This is a genomic window from Mesorhizobium sp. ISC11, assembly GCF_037162595.1.
Lineage (GTDB): Bacteria > Pseudomonadota > Alphaproteobacteria > Rhizobiales > Rhizobiaceae > Mesorhizobium > Mesorhizobium ciceri.
Genome location: NZ_JAVSPW010000001.1, coordinates 4,833,144 through 4,855,477, shown reverse-complemented (window position 1 = coordinate 4,855,477; position 22,334 = coordinate 4,833,144). Strand labels below are relative to the sequence as shown.

The following is a 22,334-nucleotide window of genomic DNA, read 5'->3' as shown; positions in this document are numbered from 1 at the left end:
CGAATATCCGAAAATGCCGCCATGCAGGAATTCCTCATCCCGGCCAAACCCGATCTCCAGGCGGCGCGCGAAAGCTGGCTAAAGATGCTGGCGCGAGAACGTCGGCTGTCGCCCGAGACGGTGGAAGCCTATGAGCGCGACACGCGTCAGTTCCTGCATTTCCTCACCGGCCATTGCGGCGGCTCGCCCGGCATTTCGGACATCGCCGATCTGCGCCCGGCGGATTTGCGCGGCTTCCTTGCCGCCCGCCGCAATGGCGGCGCCGGCGCCCGCACGCTGGGCCGGGGTCTCGCCGGCATCCGCTCGCTGCTGCGTTTCCTCGAGCGGCGCGGCCTCGCCAATGCGGCCGGTGCGGCGGCACTGCGCGCGCCGCGCCAGCCCAAATCGCTGCCCAAGCCGCTGACAGCGAGCGATGCCAAGCATATCGTTTCCATCGAAGGCCAACTGGCGGAGGAACCCTGGATCGCAGCCCGCAACGCCGCCGTGCTGACGCTGCTCTACGGCTCTGGCCTGCGCATTTCCGAGGCGCTCGGCCTGGCCGGCGCCGATCTGGCGTCGGCGGCCGACACGGTGCTGCGCGTTGCCGGCAAGGGCGGCAAGACGCGCCTGGTGCCGGTGCTGCCGGTGGCGCTCAGGGCAATCGCCGAATATCGCCGGCTCTGCCCCTACCATCTCGACCCCAAGGGCCTGTTGTTTCGCGGCGCCCGCGGCGGCCCGCTCAACCCGGCCATCGTCCAGCGCGACATGGCCAAGCTGCGCTCGGCGCTCAACCTGCCCGATACCGCGACGCCGCATGCGCTGCGCCATTCCTTCGCCACGCATCTGCTCGGCCGCGGCGGTGATTTGCGCACCATCCAGGAACTGCTCGGCCACGCCAGCCTGTCGACGACGCAAATATACACCGGCGTCGACACCGCGAGGCTGCTCGAGATTTATGAGCAGGCGCATCCCAGGGCGTGAACGCCGGTAACGTTCACCATTTGGCCGAAAGCCTCCCAACGTCGTCGTCCCTGGGCGAAGCAGGAGCGAAGCTCCGTCGCGGAGACCCTGGGATGACGAAGAAATGGGCGTTTCCGCTAATCGTTGAAGCATGAGCCCCATCGACGTCAGTTGAGGGCGATAGCCAGTCCAAGACAATTTCTCAGCACAGGTTAACCGTTTTGCCGCTTTTCAGTCCTAGAAGAGGCTCATGAAACGCGTCATAGCCATCGCCGACCGTGCTGCTTCCGTGTCGCTGAAGCTGCTCGTCGCGCTCAATGTTCTGTTCTTCCTGTCGTTCCTCGCCGTGCTGCTGTTCGCGGCCGGCAAGGCGCATGCCGACGTCCCGACCTGCACCGGTGCCGACATGCTGTCGGCCCTGCAGAAGAACGATCCGGCGACCTACCGCAAGATCGAAGCGGAAGCCGCCGCGACGCCGAACGGCAAGGGCCTGTTGTGGAAGCTGGAAAAGCCCGGCGAGAAGCCGTCCTTCCTGTTCGGCACCATGCATATGACCGACCCGCGCGTCACCACGCTGCCTCCCGAAGCGCAGAAAGCCTATGACGCCGCCGGCACCATCGTCATCGAAACCACCGACGTGCTCGACAAGCAGAAGATGATGGTAGCGATGCTCAAGGAGCCGGACCTGATGATGTTCACGGATTCGACGACGCTGGCGTCGCTACTGTCGCCCGACGATGCGGCGGCCATGAACACCGCGCTCGACGCACGCGGCATTCCGCCGGCAACGGTTGCCAAGATGAAGCCGTGGATGCTCTCGGCCATGATGGCACTGCCGGCCTGCGAGCTGGCCCGTCAGTCAGGCGGCGCCCCGGTGCTCGATGTCAGGCTGGCGGAAGGCGCGAAGGCTTCCGGCAAGCCGGTGGAAGGATTGGAGACGGCTGAAGGCCAACTGCGCGCCATGGCCTCGCTGCCGCTGGCGTTTCACATGAAGGGCCTCGTCGACACGCTGAAGCTCGGCGACAAGGTCAACGACATCAACGAAACCATGATCGTGCTCTACCAGCGTGGCGACACCGGCATGTTCTGGCCGCTGTTTCGTGCCGCGATGCCGGACCAACAGGACGACCCCGCGGGCTATGCGGCGTTCGAGGAAACCATGATCACCAGCCGCAACAAGGTGATGGTCGAGCATGCCGAACCGATCCTTGCCAAAGGCAACGTCTTCATGGCGGTCGGCGCCCTCCACCTCCCCGGCCCCGAAGGCCTGGTCGAGGATTTCCGCAAGGCCGGTTACACCGTCACGCCTGTCGGACTTTAGTGACTTCAGCTTACTTCGCCAGGATCTGGGCCAGCATCGCCGGAACGACGATCCGGTGAAACGGCATGATGATCGCGAGATAGGCGCGCCCGAGCCAATTGTGCGTCTTGACGATCGTCGTCGCGGCCACCTCTTGCTGGCCCTCGCCGAGATCCCTGACTTCGACCAGGACACGGAAATCGAGATGCCGGTCGTCGAGGCCAAGCACAACCTTGCCGGGAAACTGGCTGATGAGCGGAAATATCCCGATCCGGCCCGACGGCAACACCGCAGTTTCCAAGCCCGTCTTCAGCCGGAACGGCCTGACGGCAAGATTGCGCAGCGCCATGAGGCTGCCGACCCAGGGCGGCGTTCGCCCCAGAGCGCGTTCGGCCGCGCCGAGTGCGGTTAAGGAAAGGCCTTCAGTGACCAGCACATAGCGGTCTGCGAACTGGGCTCTGGCGAGAGCATCGCAGTGATTCGGGACAAGCTGAGCTGACGGATTCGTCACGGCAAAACCCTCTGATTCGACCTTAACAGACGCAAACTTGGCGCGCTGCGTGGCGAAACGACGCCATTCCGGCTGCGGAAGGGCAGGATTGTCCTTGTTTTTGGCGTTTTCCAACCCTAGCGTGAAACCAGTTCAATGATTGCGCGTTGTATGGTGTTGATTGATATTTTTCATCCACGGAGGACACTTTTATGGCGAACACACCGAATCCAAACGACCCGTTCAATTCGTCCACCAACGCACCAAGGCCAAGTGGCGGCGGCGGTGGTAGCGGTTGGCTGATTGCCCTGGTCGTCGTTATTCTGGCGGTTGTCGCGTATTATGTTTTCGGAAGAAGTGGTGAGCACCCGGCACCCGCCGAGCCGCCGGCGGCCAGCACACCGGCCCCAGCGCCTGCACCGGCGGAACCGATGAAGCCGGCTGAACCTGCGCCCGCGCCTGCTCCGGCACCTGCAGAACCGGCGCCTGCCCCGGCACCCGCGCCCGCACCGGCTCCTGCGCCGGCACCAGCCCCTGCGCCGGCACCTGCACCGGCCCAGTGATTGGCTCGATATCAGTTACGAACGGCCCGCTGAAAAGCGGGCCGTTTTGTTTTGTTTTGTAGGGGCCGCCAGAAAGGCCTTTCCAGAAACTCGCTCCGGTGAGTCAGCTGGTGTGGTTTTCGAGAACCGGAGCGCAGCGGACATTGGGTCCGTGAGCAGCGCATGACCCCGAAGATCAGTCCGATTTTTTCGGAGAGGATCATGCGCCAATCAAAAAGGATCACAGCATCCTTTGAGCGTCCAGGAGGGACGCGCGACGCTGTGAAAGCGGAGAAAACCTCGCCAGATGGCCGCCGGAGTAGAGTTTATGAAAGGGCCTTAGATGTGGATCGGCTTGAAGAACGTCGCCAGCGCCGCCTCCTTGATCGCCTCCGACATCGTCGGGTGCGCATGACAGGTGCGGGCGAGATCCTCCGACGAACCGCCGAACTCCATCAGCACCGCCGCCTCGTGGATCATCTCGCCGGCGCCGAAGCCGACGATATGCACGCCGAGCACGCGGTCGCTTTGCCTGTCGGCGAGGATCTTCACAAAACCGTCCGTGTGCAGCATGGCGCGCGCCCGGCCATTGGCGCTGAACGGGAATTTTCCGACCTTGTAGTCGATGCCGGCCTTCTTCAACTCTTCTTCGGTCTTGCCGACCGAGGCGATTTCCGGGCTGGTGTAGACGACGCTCGGAATGACGTCATAGTTCACGTGGCCGGCCTGGCCGGCAATGGTTTCCGCTACCGCCACGCCCTCGTCCTCGGCCTTGTGCGCCAGCATCGGCCCGGCGATGACATCGCCGATGGCATAGATGCCCGGGACATTGGTCTTGAGATGGCCATCGGTCTTGACCCGGCCGCGCTCGTCGACCTCGACGCCGGCTTCCCCGAGCCCGAGACTGTCGGCATAGGCGCGGCGGCCGGTGGCGATCAGCACGGCATCGGCCTCGATGGTCTCGGCGGCGCCGCCCTTGACCGGCTCGAAGGTGACGGTCGCACCCTTCTTGGCCTTGGCGACGCCGGTGACCTTGGCGCTGAGCTTGAACTCGAAGCCCTGTTTGCCCAGCAACCGCTGGAATTGCTTGGAGACCTCGCCGTCCATGCCGCCCAGGATGGTGTCGAGGAATTCGACCACGGTGACCTTGGCGCCGAGCCGCGCCCACACCGAGCCGAGCTCGAGCCCGATGACACCGCCGCCGACCACCACCAGATGGCCGGGAACCTTATCCAGCGACAGCGCGCCGGTCGACGACACGATCACCTTCTCGTCGATGTCGACCTTGACGCCGGGAATGCCGGCGACATCCGAGCCGGTGGCGATGACGATGTTCTTGGTCTCGATCTCCTCGACCTTGCCGTCCTCGGAGGTGACCGACACCTTGCCGGCGGCGAGCACCTTGCCGGTGCCGCGGAAACTGTCGATCTTGTTCTTCTTGAACAGGAAGGCGACGCCGTTGACGTTCGACGACACCGTCGCATCCTTGTGCGCCATCATCTTCTTCAGGTTCAATTTCGGCGCCGATATCTCGACGCCGAGCGTGTCGAAGGAGTGGCCGGCCTCGGCGAACATCTCGGAGGCATGGAGCAGCGCCTTGGACGGGATGCAGCCGATGTTCAGGCAGGTGCCGCCGAAGGTCGCGTTCTTCTCGACCACCGCAACCCTGAGCCCGAGCTGCGCCGCCTTGATGGCGCAGACATAGCCGCCGGGTCCCGATCCGATGATAACGACGTCATAAGCCATGATACTGTCCTTCTGTTTTGAGCATGATGCCGAAAAGTGTGACGCGGTTTTCGGATAACATCATGCTCGATCTGCTTGAGAGCGCTCAGCGGCCGCCGCTTACATTCAGGATCGCGCCCGTCGTATAGGACGCGGCGTCGGAGAGAAGATAGAGAACCGCGCCCGCGACTTCATCCACTGTACCGGCTCTTTTCATCGGCAGCAGATCGCGGAACCGCTCCACCCGGTCCGGCTGCCCGCCGGAGGCGTGGATGTCCGTGTCGATGATGCCCGGCCGCACCGCATTGACGCGGATGCCTTCTAGCGCCACCTCACGGGCGAGCCCGACGGTGAAGGTGTCGATGGCGCCCTTGGAGGCGGCATAATCGACATATTCGCCCGGCGAGCCCAATGTCGCCGCGGCCGACGAGATGTTGACGATGGATCCGCCCGACCCGCCATGACGGGTCGACATGCGCTTCACCGCCTCGCGGGCGCAGAGGAACGAGCCGACGACATTGATGCGCATCATGCGCTCCAGCCGCGAAACATCCATCTCGTCGACGCGCGCCTTGACGTCGACGATGCCGGCATTGTTGACGAAGGCATCGAGCCGTCCATAGGCGCGGTCGACGGCCTCGAACATGGCCACGATATCGGACTCCTTGCCGACATCGCCCTTGACCGCGAAAGCCTCGCCGCCGGCGGCCTCGATCTCGGCGACCAGCGCCTTGGCGGCCTCCTGGTTCGAAGCGTAGTTGACCGCGACCCGGTAGCCGGCCTTCGATCCGAGCCGGCAGATCGCGGCGCCTATGCCGCGGCTGCCGCCGGTGACCAGCAGCACCTTTTGCGTCCCGCTCATTCCTGGCATCCCTTCAAGGCAAACACATCCCACGGCACTTTCGAAAATCCGCTGCCGCCATAGGCGCTGGATTGGCGCAACGCCGGCCCGAGGTCCGGCAGGATCAGCGTCTTCGGCGCTTCGACGCCTTCAGCCGGCAGCAGTCCGATGTTGCCCTTTTCATCCGCCGTGTAGATGACGCCGTGCCAGGGCGTGCAGGCGGCAAGCTCCTCGCCGGTGACGTCGCCCTCGGGGCATTTGTGCATCAGCGCGCCGTTCGGCCGCGATACGCCTTCATTCCACATGACGATGCCGTTAAGCACCACATTGTTGTCGAGGATCATCCGGAAGCTGTTGGTGACGGTCGCCGAGGTGCCGGTCGGCGTGAAATCGATCTCGCTGCCGCTCTGGGCGTCGCCATAGACAGCGAGTTCTATCGGGCAGGCGGCATGGGCGCCGGCAGCGGCCAGCACCATGCCGGCCGCGATCGATGCGATCGAAAGCACCTTGGAAAGGCTAAGGGAACGGGTCGTCATTCTGCCGCGCAGATCCCTTCCTCCGGCACACATTCCAACAGCCGGATCAGCACCAGACCTCAGAGATCAAGCACCAGCCGTTCCGGATCCTCCAGGCTTTCCTTGACGCGCACCAGGAACGTCACCGCTTCCTTGCCGTCGACGATGCGGTGATCGTAGCTGAGCGCCAGGTACATCATCGGCCGGATGACGACCTGGCCGCCGACCACGACAGGCCGGTCCTGGATCTTGTGCATGCCGAGAATGCCCGACTGCGGCGCGTTGAGGATCGGGGTCGACATCAGCGACCCGTAAACGCCGCCGTTCGAAATCGTAAACGTGCCGCCCTGCATGTCGGCGACCGACAGCTTTCCGTCACGCGCGGCGATACCCAGCCGGCCGATGTCCTTCTCGATCTCGGCGATCGACATCTGGTCGGCATTGCGCACCACCGGCACGACGAGGCCCTTTTCAGTGCCGACGGCGACGCCGATATGGGCATAGTTCTTGAAGATGATATCGGTGCCGTCGATCTCGGCATTGACCGAGGGGATTTCCTTCAACGCGTGCGTGACGGCCTTGGTGAAGAAGCCCATGAAGCCGAGCTTCACGCCGTGCTTCTTCTCGAACACGTCCTTGTATTTGGTGCGCAGCGCCATCACCGCTGACATGTCGACCTCGTTGAAGGTGGTCAGCATGGCTGCGGTCGACTGCGCTTCCTTGAGGCGGCGCGCGATGGTCTGGCGCAATTTGGTCATGCGCACGCGCTCCTCGCGCGATGCATCGTCGCCCGAGGACGGCGCCCGCACGGCAACCGGTGCCGGTGCTGCTTTCGGCGTCTCGGCCGGCTGCGACGGCGCGCCCTTGGAGATGGCGTCGAGCACGTCGCCTTTCAGCACCTGGCCGCGCTTTCCCGAACCGGAGATCTGGTCGACCGAGAGATTGCTTTCGGCGATCAGTTTCGCCGCGGCCGGTGCCGGTGGCATGGTGCGCGGCTCGACCGGGCCGGCATCGCCGGCGATCTTGGCGGTCTCGGCCGCGGCCTGCTTGCCGGTCGATGCCGCATCCGGCGACGAGGCCTGCGACACCGCTTGCGGCTTCGTGGCGGGAGCCGCGCCGCCTGCCGAAATCGACCCCAGCAGCGCGCCGACACCGACCGTCTCGCCTTCCTTGACGGTGATCTCACCCAGCGTGCCGGCGGCGGCGGCAGGCACCTCCACCGTCACCTTGTCGGTCTCGAGCTCGACCAGCGGTTCATCGGCGGCGATTGTATCGCCAACCTTCTTGAACCATTTGCCGACGGTCGCTTCAGTGACGGATTCGCCGAGAGTGGGAACGCGGATTTCGGTAGCCATTGTGCCTGTCCGTTTTCTTTCGGTTCTGTTGTTCGCCCAGATCTTCTCTATTCACCAAGCGCGTCTTCGAGCAAGGCGGCGAGCTGGGCGAGATGCTTCGACATCAGTCCGGTCGCCGGCGAGGCGGCGGCCGGACGGCCGGTGTAGCGCACCCGCTGATGCTTGGCGTCGATATGCGCCAGCACCCATTCCAGATACGGGTCGATGAACGACCAGGCGCCCATGTTCTTGGGCTCCTCCTGGCACCACACCATCTCGGCATTGCGGAAGCGCGACAGTTCGGTGATCAGCGCCTTGGCCGGGAACGGGTAAAGCTGCTCGACGCGCAGCAGATAGATGTCGTTGATGCCGCGCTTCTCGCGCTCCTCATAGAGGTCGTAATAGACCTTGCCCGAACACAGCACGACGCGGCGGATCTTGGAATCCTTGACCAGCTTGATCGCTTGTCCGGAAAGCAGCTGCGCATCGTCCCACAGCAACCGGTGGAACGAGCTTTCGCCCGAAATTTCCGGCAGCGTCGACACCGCCCGCTTGTGGCGCAGCAGCGACTTCGGCGTCATCAGAATCAGCGGCTTGCGGAAGTCGCGCTTCAGCTGTCGGCGCAATATGTGGAAGTAATTGGCCGGCGTGGTGCAGTTGGCGACTTGCATGTTGTCTTCGGCGCAAAGCTGCAGGAAGCGTTCGAGCCGGGCCGAGGAATGTTCCGGACCCTGGCCTTCATAGCCATGCGGCAACAGGCAGACGAGGCCCGACATTCTGAGCCACTTGCGTTCGCCTGACGAGATGAACTGGTCGAACACCACCTGGGCGCCGTTGGCGAAGTCGCCGAACTGCGCTTCCCACAGGGTCAGCGCCTTGGGCTCGGCCAGGCTGTAGCCATATTCGAAGCCCAGCACCGCCTCTTCCGACAGCATCGAGTTGATGACTTCGTAACCGGCCTGTGCGGCCGACAGATTGTTGAGCGGGATGTAGCGGGTCTCGTCGCGCTGGTCGTAGAGCACGGAATGGCGCTGCGAGAAGGTGCCGCGTTCGGAATCCTGCCCCGACAGGCGGATCGGATTGCCGTCGAGCAGGATGGCGCCGAAGGCCAGCGCCTCGGCCGTCGACCAGTCGATGCCTTCGCCGGACTCGATCGCCTGGCGGCGGTTTTCGAGGAAACGGATGATCGTCTTGTGCGCCTCGAAGTCCTTCGGCACCTCGGTCAGCTTCTTGCCGATTTCCTTCAGCGTCTTGACCGGCACGGCGGTCTTGCCGCGCCGCTGTTCGTCCTGGTTGTCGGCGGTGCGCAGGCCCGACCAGGCGCCGTCGAGCCAGTCAGCCTTGTTGGGCTTGTAGTGCTGGCCGACTTCCCATTCGGATTCCAGATGCGCCCGCCAGTCGGCTTTCAACTGGTCGAGCTCGGCCTGGGTGAGGTGACCCTCGGCGATCAGCCGGTCGCCATAGATCTGCACCGTCGTCTTGTGGTTGCGGATGTTGCGGTACATGATCGGCTGGGTGAAGGCCGGTTCGTCGCCCTCATTGTGGCCGAAGCGGCGATAGCAGAACATATCGACCACAACAGGCTTGAAGAACTTCATGCGAAACTCGATCGCCACCTTGGTGGCGTGCACCACGGCTTCCGGGTCGTCGCCATTGACGTGGAAGATCGGTGCTTCGATCATCTTGGCGACGTCGGACGGATAGGGCGAGGAGCGCGAAAAGCGCGGGTTGGTGGTGAAACCAATCTGGTTGTTGATGATGAAATGCAGCGTGCCGGCGACGCGGTGGCCGCGCAGGCCGGACAGGCCGAGGATCTCGGCGATCACGCCCTGACCGGCGAAGGCGGCATCGCCATGCAGCAAGAGCGGCAGCACCTTGGCGCGCTCTTCCAGCGGCACGATTTCCTCGCGGCTGCGGCCGAACAGATAATCCTGCTTGGCGCGCGCCTTGCCCATCACTACCGGATCGACGATCTCCAGATGCGAAGGATTGGCGGTCAGGGACAGATGCACCTTGTTGCCGTCGAACTCGCGGTCCGACGAGGCGCCTAGATGGTACTTGACGTCGCCCGAGCCTTCGACCTCATCGGGTGCCGCAGAGCCGCCCTTGAACTCATGGAAGATGGCGCGGTGGGGCTTGGCCATTACCTGGGAGAGCACGTTCAGCCGGCCGCGATGCGCCATGCCGAGCACGATTTCCTTCATGCCGAGCTGGCCGCCGCGCTTGACGATCTGCTCCAGCGCCGGGATCAGCGCCTCACTGCCATCGAGGCCGAAGCGCTTGGTGCCCTTGTACTTGACGTCGATGAACTGCTCGAAGCCTTCAGCCTCGACCAGCTTCTGCAGGATCGCCTTCTTGCCGGCGGCGGTGAAGGTGATCTCCTTGTCGGCACCCTCGATGCGCGCCTGGATCCAGGCCTTTTCCTCAGGGTCGGAAATATGCATGAACTCGACGCCGAGCGTGGAGCAATAGGTGCGGGTCAGGATTTCCAGCATCTGCCGGATGCTGCCGAATTCAAGCCCCAGCACATTGTCGAGGAAGATCGGCCGGTCGTAATCGGCTTCGGTGAAGCCGTAGTTTTCCGGCGACAGCTCGTTGTAGTCCTCGAGCGGCTTGGCGATGCCGAGCGGATCGAGATTGGCGTGCAGATGGCCGCGCATGCGGTAGGCGCGGATCATCATGATGGCGCGCACCGAATCGCGCGTCGCCTGGTGCACGTCGGCGTCGGACAGGACGACGCCATTGGTGACCGCCCTGTCCTTGACCTTCTTTTCGATCGTCTTCTCGACGATGCCCCAATTGCCGTCGAGCGCCGACACCAATTCGCCATTGGCCTGCAGCGGCCAGGAGGGCTTGGCCCAGGAGGCGCCCTTGGCGTTCCTGCGCACATCGCCGGCATCGTCCTTCAGCCCGGCGAAGAACTCCTGCCATTCGGGATTGACCGAGGCTGGATCGTCCTCATAGGCGGCATAGAGCGCGTCGATATAGTCGGCATTGCCGCCATAGAGGAAAGAGGTGAGCGAAAATTGGTCGTTGGCCTGATCTTGTCTTGCCATTTTTGTCCGCGGAGCCCGGCTCCGTCTCCTGTTTTTGGAGGGGAGTAGGGGAATAAGGGTAGGGGAGTAGGGCTTTTTGCCGCTGCTATTTTCCCTACTGCCCTACTCCCTTACTCCCCTATTCCCTTACCCTTTGATCGCTTCGACCAAGGTCGTGCCCAGCCTTGCCGGCGACGGCGAAACTTTTATCCCGGCCGATTCCATCGCCGCGATCTTGTCTTCGGCGCCGCCCTTGCCGCCGGAGATGACCGCGCCGGCGTGGCCCATGGTGCGGCCGGCCGGCGCCGTGCGCCCGGCGATGAAGCCTGCCATCGGCTTCTTGCGGCCACGCTTGGCTTCGTCCTTGAGGAACTGCGCGGCGTCTTCCTCGGCCGAACCGCCGATCTCGCCGATCATGATGATCGACTTGGTCTCCTCGTCGGCGAGGAACATCTCGAGCACGTCGATGAACTCGGTGCCTTTGACGGGGTCGCCGCCAATGCCGACGGCGGTGGTCTGGCCGAGGCCGACATTGGTGGTCTGGAACACTGCCTCATAGGTAAGCGTTCCCGACCGCGAAACAACGCCGACCGAGCCCTTGCGGAAGATGTTTCCGGGCATGATGCCGATCTTGCATTCGTTCGGCGTCAGCACGCCCGGGCAGTTCGGGCCGATCAGCCGCGAGGTCGAACGGTCGAGCCTGGCCTTGACCCTGATCATGTCCATCACCGGTATGCCTTCGGTGATGCAGATGATCAGCGGGATCTCGGCCTCGATCGCTTCGAGGATGGCCTCGGCGGCACCCGCCGGCGGCACATAGACGACGGACGCGTTGGCACCGGTCTTTTCCTTGCCCTCGGCGACGGTGGCGAAGATCGGCAGGCTTTCGCCCTTCGCGCCGGTCCACGTCTCGCCACCCTTCTTGGGATGGATGCCGCCGACCATTTTCGTGCCGTGATAAGCCAGCGCCTGTTCGGTGTGGAACGTGCCGGTCTTGCCGGTCAGGCCCTGCACCAGCACCTTGGTATTCTTGTCGACGAGGATGGACATGGGAGCCCTTTTCTAAAAACCGTTGATCGAGGGAAACATGGTCAGAGCCGCTTCAAGTCGGCGACAGTGAGGTCGCTCTTGGCGTTGCCGGTGTTGAGCGTCGTTGCCGGCTCGAACATCAGCACCACGGGCTCAACGGTGAGCGAGCGCGGCCGGTGCTCGACGCCGCGCGGCACGACGATGAAATCGCCCTCGCCGAGTTCGACCGGGCCGTCGCGGAAATCGATGGCGATACGCCCGCGCAGCACGAGGAAGGCTTCGTCCTCATTGTCATGCGCATGCCAGTCGAAGACCTCGCCGAACTTGGCGACCTTCGCCTGGCTGTCGTTGACGTCGCCGGCGATATGCGGATCGAAGACCTTCTTGATCTTTTGATCCGCAGCCTCGACCAGGTTTATCTTATGCGGAGGCACCAGATCAGCCCTTCACCGCCGCCACGATCTTCTTGGCCGCATCGTCGAGATCGTCGGCCGACACCACGTTCAGGCCGCTGTCGTTGATGATCTTCTTGCCGAGCTCGGCATTGGTGCCTTCCAGGCGCACCACCAGCGGCACTTCCAGGCCGACTTCCTTGACCGCGGCAATGACGCCCTCGGCAATGATGTCGCACTTCATGATGCCGCCGAAGATGTTGATCAGGATGCCTTTGACCGCAGGATCCCTGGTGATGATCTTGAACGCTGCCGTCACCTTCTCCTTCGAAGCGCCACCGCCGACATCGAGGAAGTTGGCGGGTTCGGCGCCATAGAGCTTGATGATGTCCATCGTCGCCATGGCAAGGCCGGCGCCGTTGACCATGCAGCCGATATTGCCGTCGAGCGCCACATAGGCGAGGTCGTATTTCGACGCCTCGATTTCCTTCTCGTCCTCTTCCGTGGTGTCGCGCAGTTCGAGCACGTCGGGGTGACGGAACAGCGCGTTGTTGTCGAACGACACTTTTGCGTCGAGCACGCGCAGCCGGCCGTTCTTCATGACGATCAGCGGATTGACCTCGAGCAGGCTCATGTCCTTCTCGACGAAGGCCTTGTAGAGGATCGGGAACAGCGTATCGCCGTCCTTGGCCGCATCGCCGTCGAGCTTGAGCGCGCCGTTGAGCGCCTTCAGGTCGGCCGATGTGACGCCTTTTTCCGGATCGATGGCGACGGTGATGATCTTTTCGGGCGTGTCATGGGCAACCGCTTCGATGTCCATGCCGCCTTCGGTCGAGACGACGAACGCAATGCGGCCGACCGAACGGTCGACCAGGATCGACAGATAGAGCTCGCGTTCGATGTCGGCGCCGTCTTCGATATAGAGGCGGTTGACCTGCTTGCCGGCCGGGCCGGTCTGCTTGGTCACCAGAGTGTTGCCCAGCATCTCGTTGGCGTTGGCGACGACATCGGCCACCGATTTCGCCAGCCGCACGCCGCCCTTGGCGTCCGGGCCGAGCTCGGTGAATTTGCCCTTGCCGCGGCCGCCGGCATGGATCTGGCTCTTCACCACATAGAGCGGGCCCGGCAGCGCCTTGGCGGCGGCTTCCGCTTCGCTCGCCTTGAACACCGGCACGCCTTCGGCCACCGGCGCGCCGAACGACTTCAGCAGTGCCTTGCCCTGATATTCATGGATGTTCATCTGTATGGTCTCCGGATCGACTGGGGGTTCACTTACTGGAGATTCATTTGGAGGCGAGTTGCGGCGCGATCTTGACGCAGGCCTCGGTCAGGCCCTGCACCGTCGCCACGGAGGAGTCGAACATCTTCTGCTCGCTCTTGTTGAGCTCGATCTCGATGATACGCTCGACGCCGCCGGCGCCGATCACCACGGGAACGCCGACATAGGTATTCTTGACGCCATACTGGCCGGAGAGATACGCCGCGCAGGGCAGCACGCGCTTCTTGTCCTTGAGATAGGCTTCTGCCATCGAGATCGCCGAAGCGGCCGGCGCGTAATAGGCCGAACCGGTCTTGAGCAGGCCGACGATCTCGGCGCCGCCGTCGCGGGTACGCTGCACGATCTGGTCGAGCTTCTCCTTCGAGGTCCAGCCCATCTTGATGAGGTCGGGCAGCGGAATGCCCGATACCGTCGAGTAGCGGATCATCGGCACCATGGAATCGCCGTGGCCGCCGAGCACGAAGGCGGTGACGTCCTCGACCGAGACCTTGAATTCCTCGGCCAGGAAATAGCGGAAGCGCGCGCTGTCGAGCACGCCGGCCATGCCGACGACGTGGCTGTTGGGCAGGCCTGAGAATTTCTGCAGCGCCCAGACCATGGCGTCGAGCGGGTTTGTGATGCAGATGACGAAAGCCTTCGGCGCATACTTCTTCAGCCCGGCGCCGACCTGCTCCATGACCTTGAGGTTGATGCCCAAAAGGTCGTCGCGGCTCATGCCGGGCTTGCGCGGCACGCCGGCGGTGACGATGCAGACGTCGGCGCCTTCGATGCCGGCATAGTCGTTGATGCCGGTGAGCCTGGAGTCGAAGCCATCGACAGGCGACGACTGCGCGATGTCGAGCCCCTTGCCCTGCGGGATACCTTCGGCAATATCGAACAGCACCACGTCGCCGAGGTCCTTGAGGCCGATCATGTGAGCGAGCGTGCCGCCGATCATGCCAGAGCCGATAAGCGCTATCTTGTTGCGTGCCATGTGAGGATGTTTTCCCTTTGTCGGTGACGACGTCTCAAATCTCTGGTGACTTGATGGCGGCGTCGAAGAAGAGGCCGGAATGCTGCGGGGAACCGCGAATTTTCGCCGCACCCAATAGCCCCTGCACGGGAAAAATTCAAACGATTATTTTGGCGTCAGTGTTTTCAATCGGTTAGATCATTTGGGATTTACGTAAACGTCAAAGTTTGTAAGCCGACTTGGGAGGAAATAACCGACGAAGATGGAAATCGTAAGGCTGAATGCGGGTAATGACGCCCTTGTGATGCGGGTGGCCGAGGAGGTTCGAGTTGTAGACGTTGGCATGACAGAGGGGGGCAAAGGATCGCTACCGACGCATTCCCTGGAAATTCAGGCCTGCGCCTGCTGTGCCTCTGGCGCCGGCTTCCCTTTCTGCCGCTCCGCCCAATCCTCCAGCCAGTCGCGACTTTGCATCTCGATCAGCCGCGATGCGGTGCGCTCGAACTCGAAGACCTCCACGCCGCGCTTGGCGGCATAAAGCGCTTGCGGCGGCGCTTCGGCGCTCACCACCAGCCGCACATGATGGTCGTAGAGCGTGTCGATCAGAAGGATGAAGCGTTTGGCCTCGTTGCGCTTGCCTTCGCCGAGCACCGGGACGTGGTCGATGAAAATGGTTGAGAAGCGCCCGGCGATCGCCAGGAAATCGCGCGCGCCAAGCGGCTTTTCGCAGAGATCGGCGAAGGAGAACCGCGCCGCATCGCCTGCCGCACGCGGCACGATCACCTGCCGCCCTTTGAGGGCAATCGATGTCTCGGCGGCCGGCGCGTTGCGCGTCATGGCTTGCCAGGCCTCGTCGAGTAGCTGGTCCGCCGCCGCATCGGCCGGCGTGACATAGACCGGTGTCCGGGCGAGCTTTTCCAGCCGGTAGTCCTTGTCGGCATCGAGCGCCAGCACCTGTGTGTGCCGCTCCAGTATGCCGATGAAGGGCAGGAAAAGCTGACGGTTCAGCCCGTCGCTGTAGAGGTTTTCCGGCGCCACATTCGAGGTGGCGACCAGCACCACACCGCTGGCAAACAGCGCCGAAAACAACCTGGACAGGATCATCGCGTCGGCGATGTCGGTGACCGAGAACTCGTCGAAGCACAGCACCCAGGCTTGCTCGGCAAGGGCCTTGGCCACCGGCGGGATCGGATCGTCCTGCTTGACGTCGCCGTTCTTGCGCGCCTGCCGGTGCTTCTGGATACGGTCCTGCACGTCCGCCATGAAGTCGTTGAAGTGGACGCGGCGCTTGCGCCGCACCGGCAGCAAGTCGAAGAACATGTCCATCAGCATGGTCTTGCCGCGACCGACGCCGCCATGGATGTAAAGGCCTTTGACGGCCTCATGCGTCTCGCGCTTGCGGGCGAACAGCCAGCCCAGCGCGCTCGACTTATGCGCCAGCCGCTTGGCCGAGATCTCATCGGTCAGCCGGTCGAGCGCCGCAACGATCCGTTCCTGCGCCGGATCGCGGTCGATCGTACCGGTTTCCACCAGATGGTCGTAGCGCTGCCTGACGGTCGCATGGGTCTGGAGGCCGTCACGCAGATGCATCGGTCACGTCATTTGTTTATGCATGTCGCTGTCCCGAAACCGGGGTCACTTCTGCGCGAGATGCATTCGGAAGGACTAAAGCGGTCGTGTCTGAACGGATTCAGACGACCCGCTTTAGATCTTTGTTTTCCCAAAACCGCGGCCACTTTTGGGCGACATGCATTAGCCTACCTTGTAAGCGAAATCGGCTGGCCGTTGGAAGTCTGGCCGTCGAATTTCGAGCCGCCCGAGGAATAGAGCCGCGCCAGCGCACCGCCACTCTCGTCATAGAGCGTCAGCTGCTTGCCGGCGACGTTCCACGACTTGACGCCATCCATCGGCGCCGGGCAATGCAGCGGCCCGGCGCGGAAGCCGGCGCCGAATTTGGTCTGCGGTGTCGCCACCTTGCAGCTCTGGCCCGCAACGCTGGCGTTCCAGACACCGGCGACGCTGGCGGCAGTCACGTCCGAAGCGCCGGCCGGCGCCGAACCATCCGAAGGCAGCGCGGCGACCTGCGTGTTCGCAGGAGCGGTCGGGAATTGAGACGGGTCGGTGGTGCCGGGCGATGCTGGCGGCGGCAGTTGGTTCGCCGTCACCTTGCCGGCGGGCGCGGCCTCCAGCGGTGCCGGCTGCTGGTCATCCATCGAGGAGAAACGCGAGGTCGAACAGCCGCTCGCAACGAGCGCCGCCAGCGATACGGCCACCAGACCGGTTTTCGAAAAAGTCATTCCAACCTCCGTCGGATCCGGCTGGGGGGAAGCCGTCCGCACAATCTCACCCCCACCAAGATGGAGAAGGTGGCGAAATTTCAACCCGATATGGTTAAAATACAGTTTGCAGCAAGAATTGTTGCAAATTTATCGCAATCGCGGCGGCTGACCGCTTGTCGCGCGTCGCCTGGGGATCCGGTCAAAGCAGTGCAGCGCCGACATTCGACGGTTGGACGCTTGCGCGAGCCGCCTTAGCGCCTATGTCTGGAAAACGAAACACCTGCCGGAGCCGCAAAATTGGCCGCGAGAAAGACAGCCGCCAATCGCTATTATAGCGGCCCGCCCAGCGACCATTTCGACGGCGCATTGTTCTTCAATCCCGACGGCCAGCCACCCGGCCGTTTCGCCGACCTGCTGAAATGGCAGTTGAATGGCCAGCGCTCGAAATGGCCGGCGAGCGATGCAAGCCCCTTTCCGCAGGCGAAACCGACGGCTCGGGTCGAGGGCGCCGCGCTGAAAGTGACCATGGTTGGCCATTCCACCTTGCTGGTCCAGACGGCCGGTCTGAACATCCTTACCGATCCGGTGTGGTCGCTGCGCGCCTCGCCGCTTTCCTTCGCCGGACCAAAACGCATCAATGCGCCAGGCATCGCCTTTGCCGACCTGCCGCCGATCGATCTCGTGCTGGTCAGCCACAACCACTATGACCATCTCGACCTCGCCACGTTGAAGCGGCTGAAGGCCGGCCACGACCCGCTGGTGCTCACTCCGCTCGGCAACGACGCCATCATCGAAGCCGCCGTGCCCGGCATGCGACTGTCGGCGCATGACTGGGGCGACAGCGTCGAGATCGGCAATGGCGCCGCCGTCCATGTCGAGCCGGTGCATCACTGGTCGGCGCGTGGCGCCCGAGACCGGCGCATGGCGCTCTGGGCCGGCTTTGTCGTCGAAACGCCTGACGGCAAGCTCTATTTCGCCGGCGATACCGGCTTCCACGATGGCGTCAACTACCGGCGGATGGCCGAGAAACATGGCGGTTTCCGCTTCGCCATCCTGCCGATCGGCGCCTATGAGCCGCGCTGGTTCATGGCGCCGCAGCACCAGAACCCCTGGGAAGCGGTGCAAGGCATGACGCTGTGCAACGCCGCCCATGCCGCCGGCTGTCACTGGGGCACCTTCCAGCTCACCGACGAACCGATCGACGAGCCGGCGCGCAAATTGACCGAGGCGCTTGACGATCGAGGCATCCCACGCGAGCGCTTTCGCGCCTTGCGGCCGGGCGAGGTCTGGGATGTGCCGGAGCACATAGCGCCCTGATCCGCATCGGTTCGACGGAACCCCAGCGCTGCAACCGCGTTTTCATGTGGTTGAAATATTTGCCGGTTTGCGAGGCATTGTCATGCTCAAATGGATTATCATTCTCCTGATCGTCGCAGCGGCGGCGAGCTTGCTCGGCATGCCGGCACTGGCAGGTGCCGCGGCCACGGGTGCGCGCATCCTTATCGGCATCGTTCTGATCATCTTCCTGCTGGTGGTGCTGGGCATTTTCGCCGTCACGTAAGTCCGGCGCTTTCGCCGAGACCAAGCGGCTGCGCACTGGTAATTCCTGCCCGTTTCCGCCATATAGCGCCAAACGGACACGGAATTTTTCGGAGCAATGGCCAGCACTGCCCCTTTCGCCAAGATGAACGGCATCGGCAACGAGATCATCGTTGCCGATATGCGTGGCCGTGCCGATCGGGTGACGGCGGCGGCGGCGATTGCGCTGAACGCCGATGCCGCGACCAGCTTCGACCAGATCATGGCGATCCATGACGCCAGGACGCCTGGCACCGCCTTTTTCATCGACATCCTGAATTCCGATGGAACCGGTGCGCAGGCCTGCGGCAATGGCATGCGCTGCGTCGTCCAGGCGCTCGCCGCCGAGACCGGCCAGAAGATCTTCACCTTCGAGACCGTGGCGGGCATCCTCAATGCGCGCGAACACGCCGACGGTTCGATCTCGGTCGACATGGGCACGCCGCGCTTCGGCTGGCAGGATATCCCGCTGGCCGAGGAATTCCGCGACACCCGCATGATCGAGCTGCAGATCGGCCCGATCGACGCCCCCGTGCTGCATTCACCCTCGGTCGTTTCGATGGGCAACCCGCACGCGATCTTCTGGGTCGACAACGACGTCTGGTCCTACGAGCTCGACCGCTTCGGTCCGCTGCTCGAGAACCACCCGATGTTCCCCGAGCGCGCCAACATAACCATCGCTCAGGTTACTTCGCCCGAAACCATGATCATCCGCACCTGGGAACGCGGCGCCGGCCTGACCAAGGCCTGCGGCTCGGCCTCCTGCGCGGCCGTGGTGGCCGCGGCCCGCACCAACCGGACCGGCCGCAGCGTCAGTCTGTTGACGCCAGGCGGCGGCACGCTGCATGTCGAATGGCGCGACGATGACCACGTGGTCCTGACGGGCGCCGCCGAATGGGAATTTTCCGGCAACTTCGACCCGTCGATCGGGACATGGGCCCGCGACACTGAAAGCGCGGCCTGATGTCCGCTCTGCCCAAGAGCCCGGTGTCCCCGGGGATCGATGTCGTCACCTTCGGCTGCCGGCTCAACACCTATGAATCGCAGGTGATGCGGCGCGAGGCTGAAAGTGCGGGCCTCGGCGCGTTGGAAGGTGGCGCCGTGATCTTCAACACCTGCGCCGTGACAGGCGAAGCAGTGCGCCAGGCCAAGCAGGCGATCCGCAAGGCGCGCCGCGACAACCCGCAGGCGCGCATCATCGTCACCGGCTGCGCCGCGCAGACCGAGCCTGAAAAATTCGCCGCCATGGACGAGGTCGATCTCGTGCTTGGCAATGAAGAGAAGCTGAACGCGAATTCCTACCGCGCGCTGCCGGATTTCGGCGTCAACGACACCGAGAAGGCGCGCGTCAACGACATTTTTTCCGTGCGCGAGACCGCAGGCCACATGGTCGACGCCATCGAGGGCCGCGCACGCGCCTTCGTCCAGGTGCAGAACGGCTGCGACCACCGCTGCACCTTCTGCATCATTCCCTACGGCCGCGGCAATTCGCGCTCGGTGCCGATGGGCGCCGTGGTCGAGCAGGTCAAGCGGCTCGCCGGCAACGGCTATGCCGAGATCGTTCTGACCGGCGTCGACATGACTTCATTCGGCGCCGACCTGCCGGGCGCGCCGAAGCTCGGCAAACTGGTGAAGACCATCCTGAAACAGGTGCCCGATGTTAAGCGCCTGCGGCTGTCGTCGATCGATTCGATCGAGGCCGACGACGATTTGCTCGACGCCATCGCCACCGAGCCCCGGTTGATGCCGCATCTGCATCTGTCGCTGCAGTCGGGCGACGACATGATCCTGAAGCGCATGAAGCGAAGGCATCTGCGCGATCAGTCGATCCGCTTCTGCGAGGATGTGCGCAAACTGCGCCCCGGTATCGTCTTTGGCGCCGACATCATCGCCGGCTTCCCGACCGAGACCGACGAAATGTTCGAGAACTCGGAGAAAATTGTCGAGGAGTGTGGCCTGACCCATCTCCACGTCTTCCCCTTCAGCCCACGCGAAGGCACGCCTGCCGCGCGCATGCCGCAGCTCCGCCGCGAGGTGGTCAAGCAGCGCGCCGCCCGGCTGCGCGCCGCCGGTGAAGTTGCCTATGTCAGGCATCTGTCGTTGCTCACCGGTACGCGTCAGTCGATCCTGATCGAGCGAGACGGCCTTGGCCGCACCGAGGGTTTTACGCTTGCCGCACTCGGCACGGGCGCACCGGGTGAGATCGTCGAGGCCGATATATCGGGCCACGATGGTACCAGGCTGATCGCGGCGCCGCTTGCCGCCCGCGCCGCCTGAGAAACGCAAAGCATGGCTGGTTTTTTCAAGAAGATATTTTCGTTCGGCAAGAAAGAGGTGGTCGAGGAACGGATCGACGAGACCGCCCCGCTACCGCCGATCAAATGGGAAGCACTCGATGCGCTGAAGCCGGCGGCCGAACAGGTCGTCCCGGAGTTCTTGAAGCGCGACGAGCCGCGGCCCGAGGCAGAAACGACGCCGACGGTCGAGCCGGAGGTAATTCCTGCGCCGGAACCGGCGCCTGTCGAGGAACCGGTGCCCGCGCCGGAGCCGACCATCCCGCCAGCACCGGAGCCGACTGTTCCCTCCGAGCCGGAACCTCTGCCGGAGCCCGCGCCGAAAGAAGAACCGGCGCCCGCGCCAGAGACTCCAGAGCCGCCGGCGCCCGAGGAAGTTCCGCTCACCCCTGCGACTCCCGAACCCACGCCCGAACGGCAGCCGCAAGAAGTCCCAGCGCCGGCGCCGGCCGAACCGGAGATCGTCCCGTCACGCCCGGAAAAGCGGCCGGAGCCGGCACCAGTCGAAGTGCCGACGCCGGCCGAGGTTCCGGCAGAAACACCAGCCCCGATCGAGGTGCCCACACCGGCGCCGTCCCCTCTTCAGCCGTCTTCAGAGGCCGGCGCCGCCCCTCATCCGCCTGCCGGCACCTTCTCCCCGTATAGCGACGGGGAGAAGGAAGAAGTTTCAGCGCCGACGCCCGAAGCACCCGCCGCCGAAATCGCACCTCCCATTCGCCAGCCTGCGCCGATCGAATCGCAGCCGGTCATTGCGGAAATTGCGCCCGAGCCGCAGCCTCTTCCACCACCCGCGCCGGAGCCGAAAGCCGCCCCCGGCAAGGTGACCGTCACCAAGAAGGTCGAGCAGAAGGCCGAGCCGCAAAAGGCGCCGGAGCCGGCACCGAGGCGCTCCTGGTTCCAGCGCATGAAGGACGGGCTTGCCCGCTCGTCCAAGGAACTGACCGGCAACATTGCCGGCGTCTTCACCAAGCGCAAGCTGGATGAAGAGACTTTGCAGGACCTGGAGGATGTGCTGATCCGCGCCGATCTCGGCATGGAGACGGCCTTGCGCGTTACCGACGCGCTGGCCGCCAGCCGCTACGGCAAGGACGTTTCCGACACCGAGGTCCGCGCCATCATGGCGGCCGAGGTGGAAAAAGTGCTGACCCATGTCGCCATGCCGCTGGAGCTCGACCTCTCGCACAAGCCGCATGTCATCCTGGTGGTTGGCGTCAACGGCACCGGCAAGACCACCACCATCGGCAAGCTCGCCGCCAAGCTGACCGATGGCGGCCTGTCGGTCATGCTCGCCGCCGGCGACACGTTCCGCGCGGCAGCCATCGAGCAGCTGAAGATCTGGGGCGAGCGGACGAAATCGCCGGTCATCGCCTCCAAGCTCGGCGCCGATGCCGCGGGCCTTGCCTATGATGCATTCGAGCGGGCGAAAGAGGCCGGCTCCGACGTGCTGATCATCGACACCGCCGGCCGACTGCAGAACAAGACCGAACTGATGGCCGAGCTCGAAAAGATCGTTCGCGTGCTCGGCAAGCTCGATCCGGAAGCGCCGCACACCGTGCTGCAGACGGTCGACGCCACCACCGGCCAGAACGCGCTCAACCAGGTCGAGATCTTCCGCAATATCGCCGGCGTCAACGGCCTGGTGATGACCAAGCTGGACGGCACGGCGCGCGGCGGTATTCTGGTGGCGATCGCGGCAAAGCACAAATTGCCGGTCTATTTCATCGGCGTCGGCGAACAGGTCGACGACCTCGAACCTTTCTCGGCAAGCGAATTCGCCAGGGCGATCGCTGGAGTAGCTTAACAAGCATGT

The 22,334-nt window shown here is 63.8% G+C and carries 18 protein-coding genes and 1 pseudogene; 7 read left to right on the top strand and 12 right to left on the bottom strand.

All coding sequences use genetic code 11. From position 1 onward, the window contains the following. Positions 1-21 precede the first annotated feature (21 nt). Together RPF88_RS23570 and RPF88_RS23565 are read left to right on the top strand one after the other, a co-directional pair. A complete protein-coding gene (locus tag RPF88_RS23570; protein ID WP_013528857.1) occupies positions 22-960 on the top strand; it encodes a tyrosine recombinase XerC in 939 nt (312 codons plus the stop codon). Between the two features lie 229 nt (positions 961-1,189). Then, entirely contained in the window at positions 1,190-2,260 is a 1,071-nt protein-coding gene (locus RPF88_RS23565) for a TraB/GumN family protein (RefSeq protein ID WP_063173361.1), read from the top strand. A 10-nt stretch (positions 2,261-2,270) separates the two neighbouring features. Here RPF88_RS23565 and RPF88_RS23560 read toward each other — a convergent pair whose 3' ends face one another. From RPF88_RS23560 to RPF88_RS23505, 12 genes and pseudogenes are all read right to left on the bottom strand, one after another. After that, positions 2,271-2,750, bottom strand: a complete 480-nt coding sequence (locus RPF88_RS23560; protein ID WP_337123299.1) for a DUF2867 domain-containing protein — start codon at positions 2,748-2,750, stop codon at positions 2,271-2,273. An 860-nt stretch (positions 2,751-3,610) separates the two neighbouring features. Next, positions 3,611-5,026 (bottom strand): annotated as a pseudogene (gene lpdA, locus RPF88_RS23555) (dihydrolipoyl dehydrogenase); the annotation flags it as partial. 76 nt (positions 5,027-5,102) lie between these two features. Then, positions 5,103-5,858, bottom strand: a complete 756-nt coding sequence (locus RPF88_RS23550; RefSeq protein ID WP_013528853.1) for an SDR family oxidoreductase — start codon at positions 5,856-5,858, stop codon at positions 5,103-5,105. Next, on the bottom strand, positions 5,855-6,373 hold the full coding sequence (locus RPF88_RS23545; RefSeq protein WP_064992617.1) for a hypothetical protein: 519 nt from the start codon (positions 6,371-6,373) through the stop codon (positions 5,855-5,857). The genes RPF88_RS23550 and RPF88_RS23545 overlap by 4 nt, the downstream gene beginning before the upstream one ends. A gap of 59 nt (positions 6,374-6,432) precedes the next feature. Next, positions 6,433-7,707, bottom strand: a complete 1,275-nt coding sequence (odhB, locus tag RPF88_RS23540; protein WP_337123298.1) for a 2-oxoglutarate dehydrogenase complex dihydrolipoyllysine-residue succinyltransferase — start codon at positions 7,705-7,707, stop codon at positions 6,433-6,435. A gap of 47 nt (positions 7,708-7,754) precedes the next feature. Next, positions 7,755-10,742, bottom strand: a complete 2,988-nt coding sequence (locus tag RPF88_RS23535) for a 2-oxoglutarate dehydrogenase E1 component (RefSeq protein ID WP_337123297.1) — start codon at positions 10,740-10,742, stop codon at positions 7,755-7,757. A gap of 126 nt (positions 10,743-10,868) precedes the next feature. Next, the gene (gene sucD, locus RPF88_RS23530) at positions 10,869-11,771 is read right to left on the bottom strand and encodes a succinate--CoA ligase subunit alpha (protein WP_063173365.1); all 903 of its coding nucleotides are present in this window, start codon (positions 11,769-11,771) and stop codon (positions 10,869-10,871) included. A 41-nt stretch (positions 11,772-11,812) separates the two neighbouring features. Continuing rightward, complete coding sequence (locus tag RPF88_RS23525; protein WP_013528848.1) at positions 11,813-12,184, bottom strand: cupin domain-containing protein; 372 nt, start codon at positions 12,182-12,184, stop codon at positions 11,813-11,815. 4 nt (positions 12,185-12,188) lie between these two features. Next, positions 12,189-13,382: an ADP-forming succinate--CoA ligase subunit beta gene (sucC, locus tag RPF88_RS23520; RefSeq protein ID WP_024504973.1), complete on the bottom strand. Its 1,194-nt coding sequence runs from the start codon at positions 13,380-13,382 to the stop codon at positions 12,189-12,191. A 43-nt stretch (positions 13,383-13,425) separates the two neighbouring features. Continuing rightward, on the bottom strand, positions 13,426-14,394 hold the full coding sequence (gene mdh / locus RPF88_RS23515) for a malate dehydrogenase (protein ID WP_013528846.1): 969 nt from the start codon (positions 14,392-14,394) through the stop codon (positions 13,426-13,428). Between the two features lie 369 nt (positions 14,395-14,763). Next, positions 14,764-15,963: a cell division protein ZapE gene (zapE, locus tag RPF88_RS23510; RefSeq protein ID WP_337123296.1), complete on the bottom strand. Its 1,200-nt coding sequence runs from the start codon at positions 15,961-15,963 to the stop codon at positions 14,764-14,766. Between the two features lie 167 nt (positions 15,964-16,130). Next, positions 16,131-16,670 (bottom strand): protease inhibitor Inh/omp19 family protein, encoded by a 540-nt coding sequence (locus RPF88_RS23505; protein ID WP_013528844.1) that lies wholly within the window; start codon positions 16,668-16,670, stop codon positions 16,131-16,133. A 279-nt stretch (positions 16,671-16,949) separates the two neighbouring features. Between RPF88_RS23505 and RPF88_RS23500 the strand changes: the two genes are divergently transcribed. The 5 genes from RPF88_RS23500 to ftsY all read left to right on the top strand — a co-directional run bounded on the left by RPF88_RS23500 (position 16,950) and on the right by ftsY (position 22,325). Further along, positions 16,950-17,969, top strand: a complete 1,020-nt coding sequence (locus tag RPF88_RS23500) for an MBL fold metallo-hydrolase (RefSeq protein ID WP_337123295.1) — start codon at positions 16,950-16,952, stop codon at positions 17,967-17,969. An 82-nt stretch (positions 17,970-18,051) separates the two neighbouring features. Next, positions 18,052-18,213, top strand: a complete 162-nt coding sequence (locus RPF88_RS23495; RefSeq protein WP_013528842.1) for a DUF1328 family protein — start codon at positions 18,052-18,054, stop codon at positions 18,211-18,213. Between the two features lie 96 nt (positions 18,214-18,309). Next, a complete protein-coding gene (gene dapF, locus RPF88_RS23490; RefSeq protein ID WP_024504971.1) occupies positions 18,310-19,194 on the top strand; it encodes a diaminopimelate epimerase in 885 nt (294 codons plus the stop codon). After that, the gene (mtaB, locus tag RPF88_RS23485) at positions 19,194-20,507 is read left to right on the top strand and encodes a tRNA (N(6)-L-threonylcarbamoyladenosine(37)-C(2))-methylthiotransferase MtaB (RefSeq protein ID WP_063169540.1); all 1,314 of its coding nucleotides are present in this window, start codon (positions 19,194-19,196) and stop codon (positions 20,505-20,507) included. Before dapF ends, mtaB begins: the two co-directional genes overlap by 1 nt. Positions 20,508-20,519: 12 nt before the next feature. Next, the gene (gene ftsY / locus RPF88_RS23480) at positions 20,520-22,325 is read left to right on the top strand and encodes a signal recognition particle-docking protein FtsY (RefSeq protein WP_024504969.1); all 1,806 of its coding nucleotides are present in this window, start codon (positions 20,520-20,522) and stop codon (positions 22,323-22,325) included. The last annotated feature ends 9 nt before the right edge of the window (positions 22,326-22,334 follow it).

Excerpts from the sequence above, each read along its gene's own strand:
- mdh (WP_013528846.1), bottom strand. The coding sequence starts at position 14,394 with ATGGCACGCAACAAGATAGCGCTTATCGGCTCTGGCATGATCGGCGGC.
- RPF88_RS23565 (WP_063173361.1), top strand. The coding sequence starts at position 1,190 with ATGAAACGCGTCATAGCCATCGCCGACCGTGCTGCTTCCGTGTCGCTG.
- sucD (WP_063173365.1), bottom strand. The coding sequence starts at position 11,771 with ATGTCCATCCTCGTCGACAAGAATACCAAGGTGCTGGTGCAGGGCCTG.
- odhB (WP_337123298.1), bottom strand. The coding sequence starts at position 7,707 with ATGGCTACCGAAATCCGCGTTCCCACTCTCGGCGAATCCGTCACTGAA.
- RPF88_RS23545 (WP_064992617.1), bottom strand. The coding sequence starts at position 6,373 with ATGACGACCCGTTCCCTTAGCCTTTCCAAGGTGCTTTCGATCGCATCG.
- RPF88_RS23550 (WP_013528853.1), bottom strand. The coding sequence starts at position 5,858 with ATGAGCGGGACGCAAAAGGTGCTGCTGGTCACCGGCGGCAGCCGCGGC.
- RPF88_RS23535 (WP_337123297.1), bottom strand. The coding sequence starts at position 10,742 with ATGGCAAGACAAGATCAGGCCAACGACCAATTTTCGCTCACCTCTTTC.
- zapE (WP_337123296.1), bottom strand. The coding sequence starts at position 15,963 with ATGCATCTGCGTGACGGCCTCCAGACCCATGCGACCGTCAGGCAGCGC.
- ftsY (WP_024504969.1), top strand. The coding sequence starts at position 20,520 with ATGGCTGGTTTTTTCAAGAAGATATTTTCGTTCGGCAAGAAAGAGGTG.
- mtaB (WP_063169540.1), top strand. The coding sequence starts at position 19,194 with ATGTCCGCTCTGCCCAAGAGCCCGGTGTCCCCGGGGATCGATGTCGTC.
- dapF (WP_024504971.1), top strand. The coding sequence starts at position 18,310 with ATGGCCAGCACTGCCCCTTTCGCCAAGATGAACGGCATCGGCAACGAG.
- sucC (WP_024504973.1), bottom strand. The coding sequence starts at position 13,382 with ATGAACATCCATGAATATCAGGGCAAGGCACTGCTGAAGTCGTTCGGC.
- RPF88_RS23495 (WP_013528842.1), top strand. The coding sequence starts at position 18,052 with ATGCTCAAATGGATTATCATTCTCCTGATCGTCGCAGCGGCGGCGAGC.
- RPF88_RS23505 (WP_013528844.1), bottom strand. The coding sequence starts at position 16,670 with ATGACTTTTTCGAAAACCGGTCTGGTGGCCGTATCGCTGGCGGCGCTC.
- RPF88_RS23570 (WP_013528857.1), top strand. The coding sequence starts at position 22 with ATGCAGGAATTCCTCATCCCGGCCAAACCCGATCTCCAGGCGGCGCGC.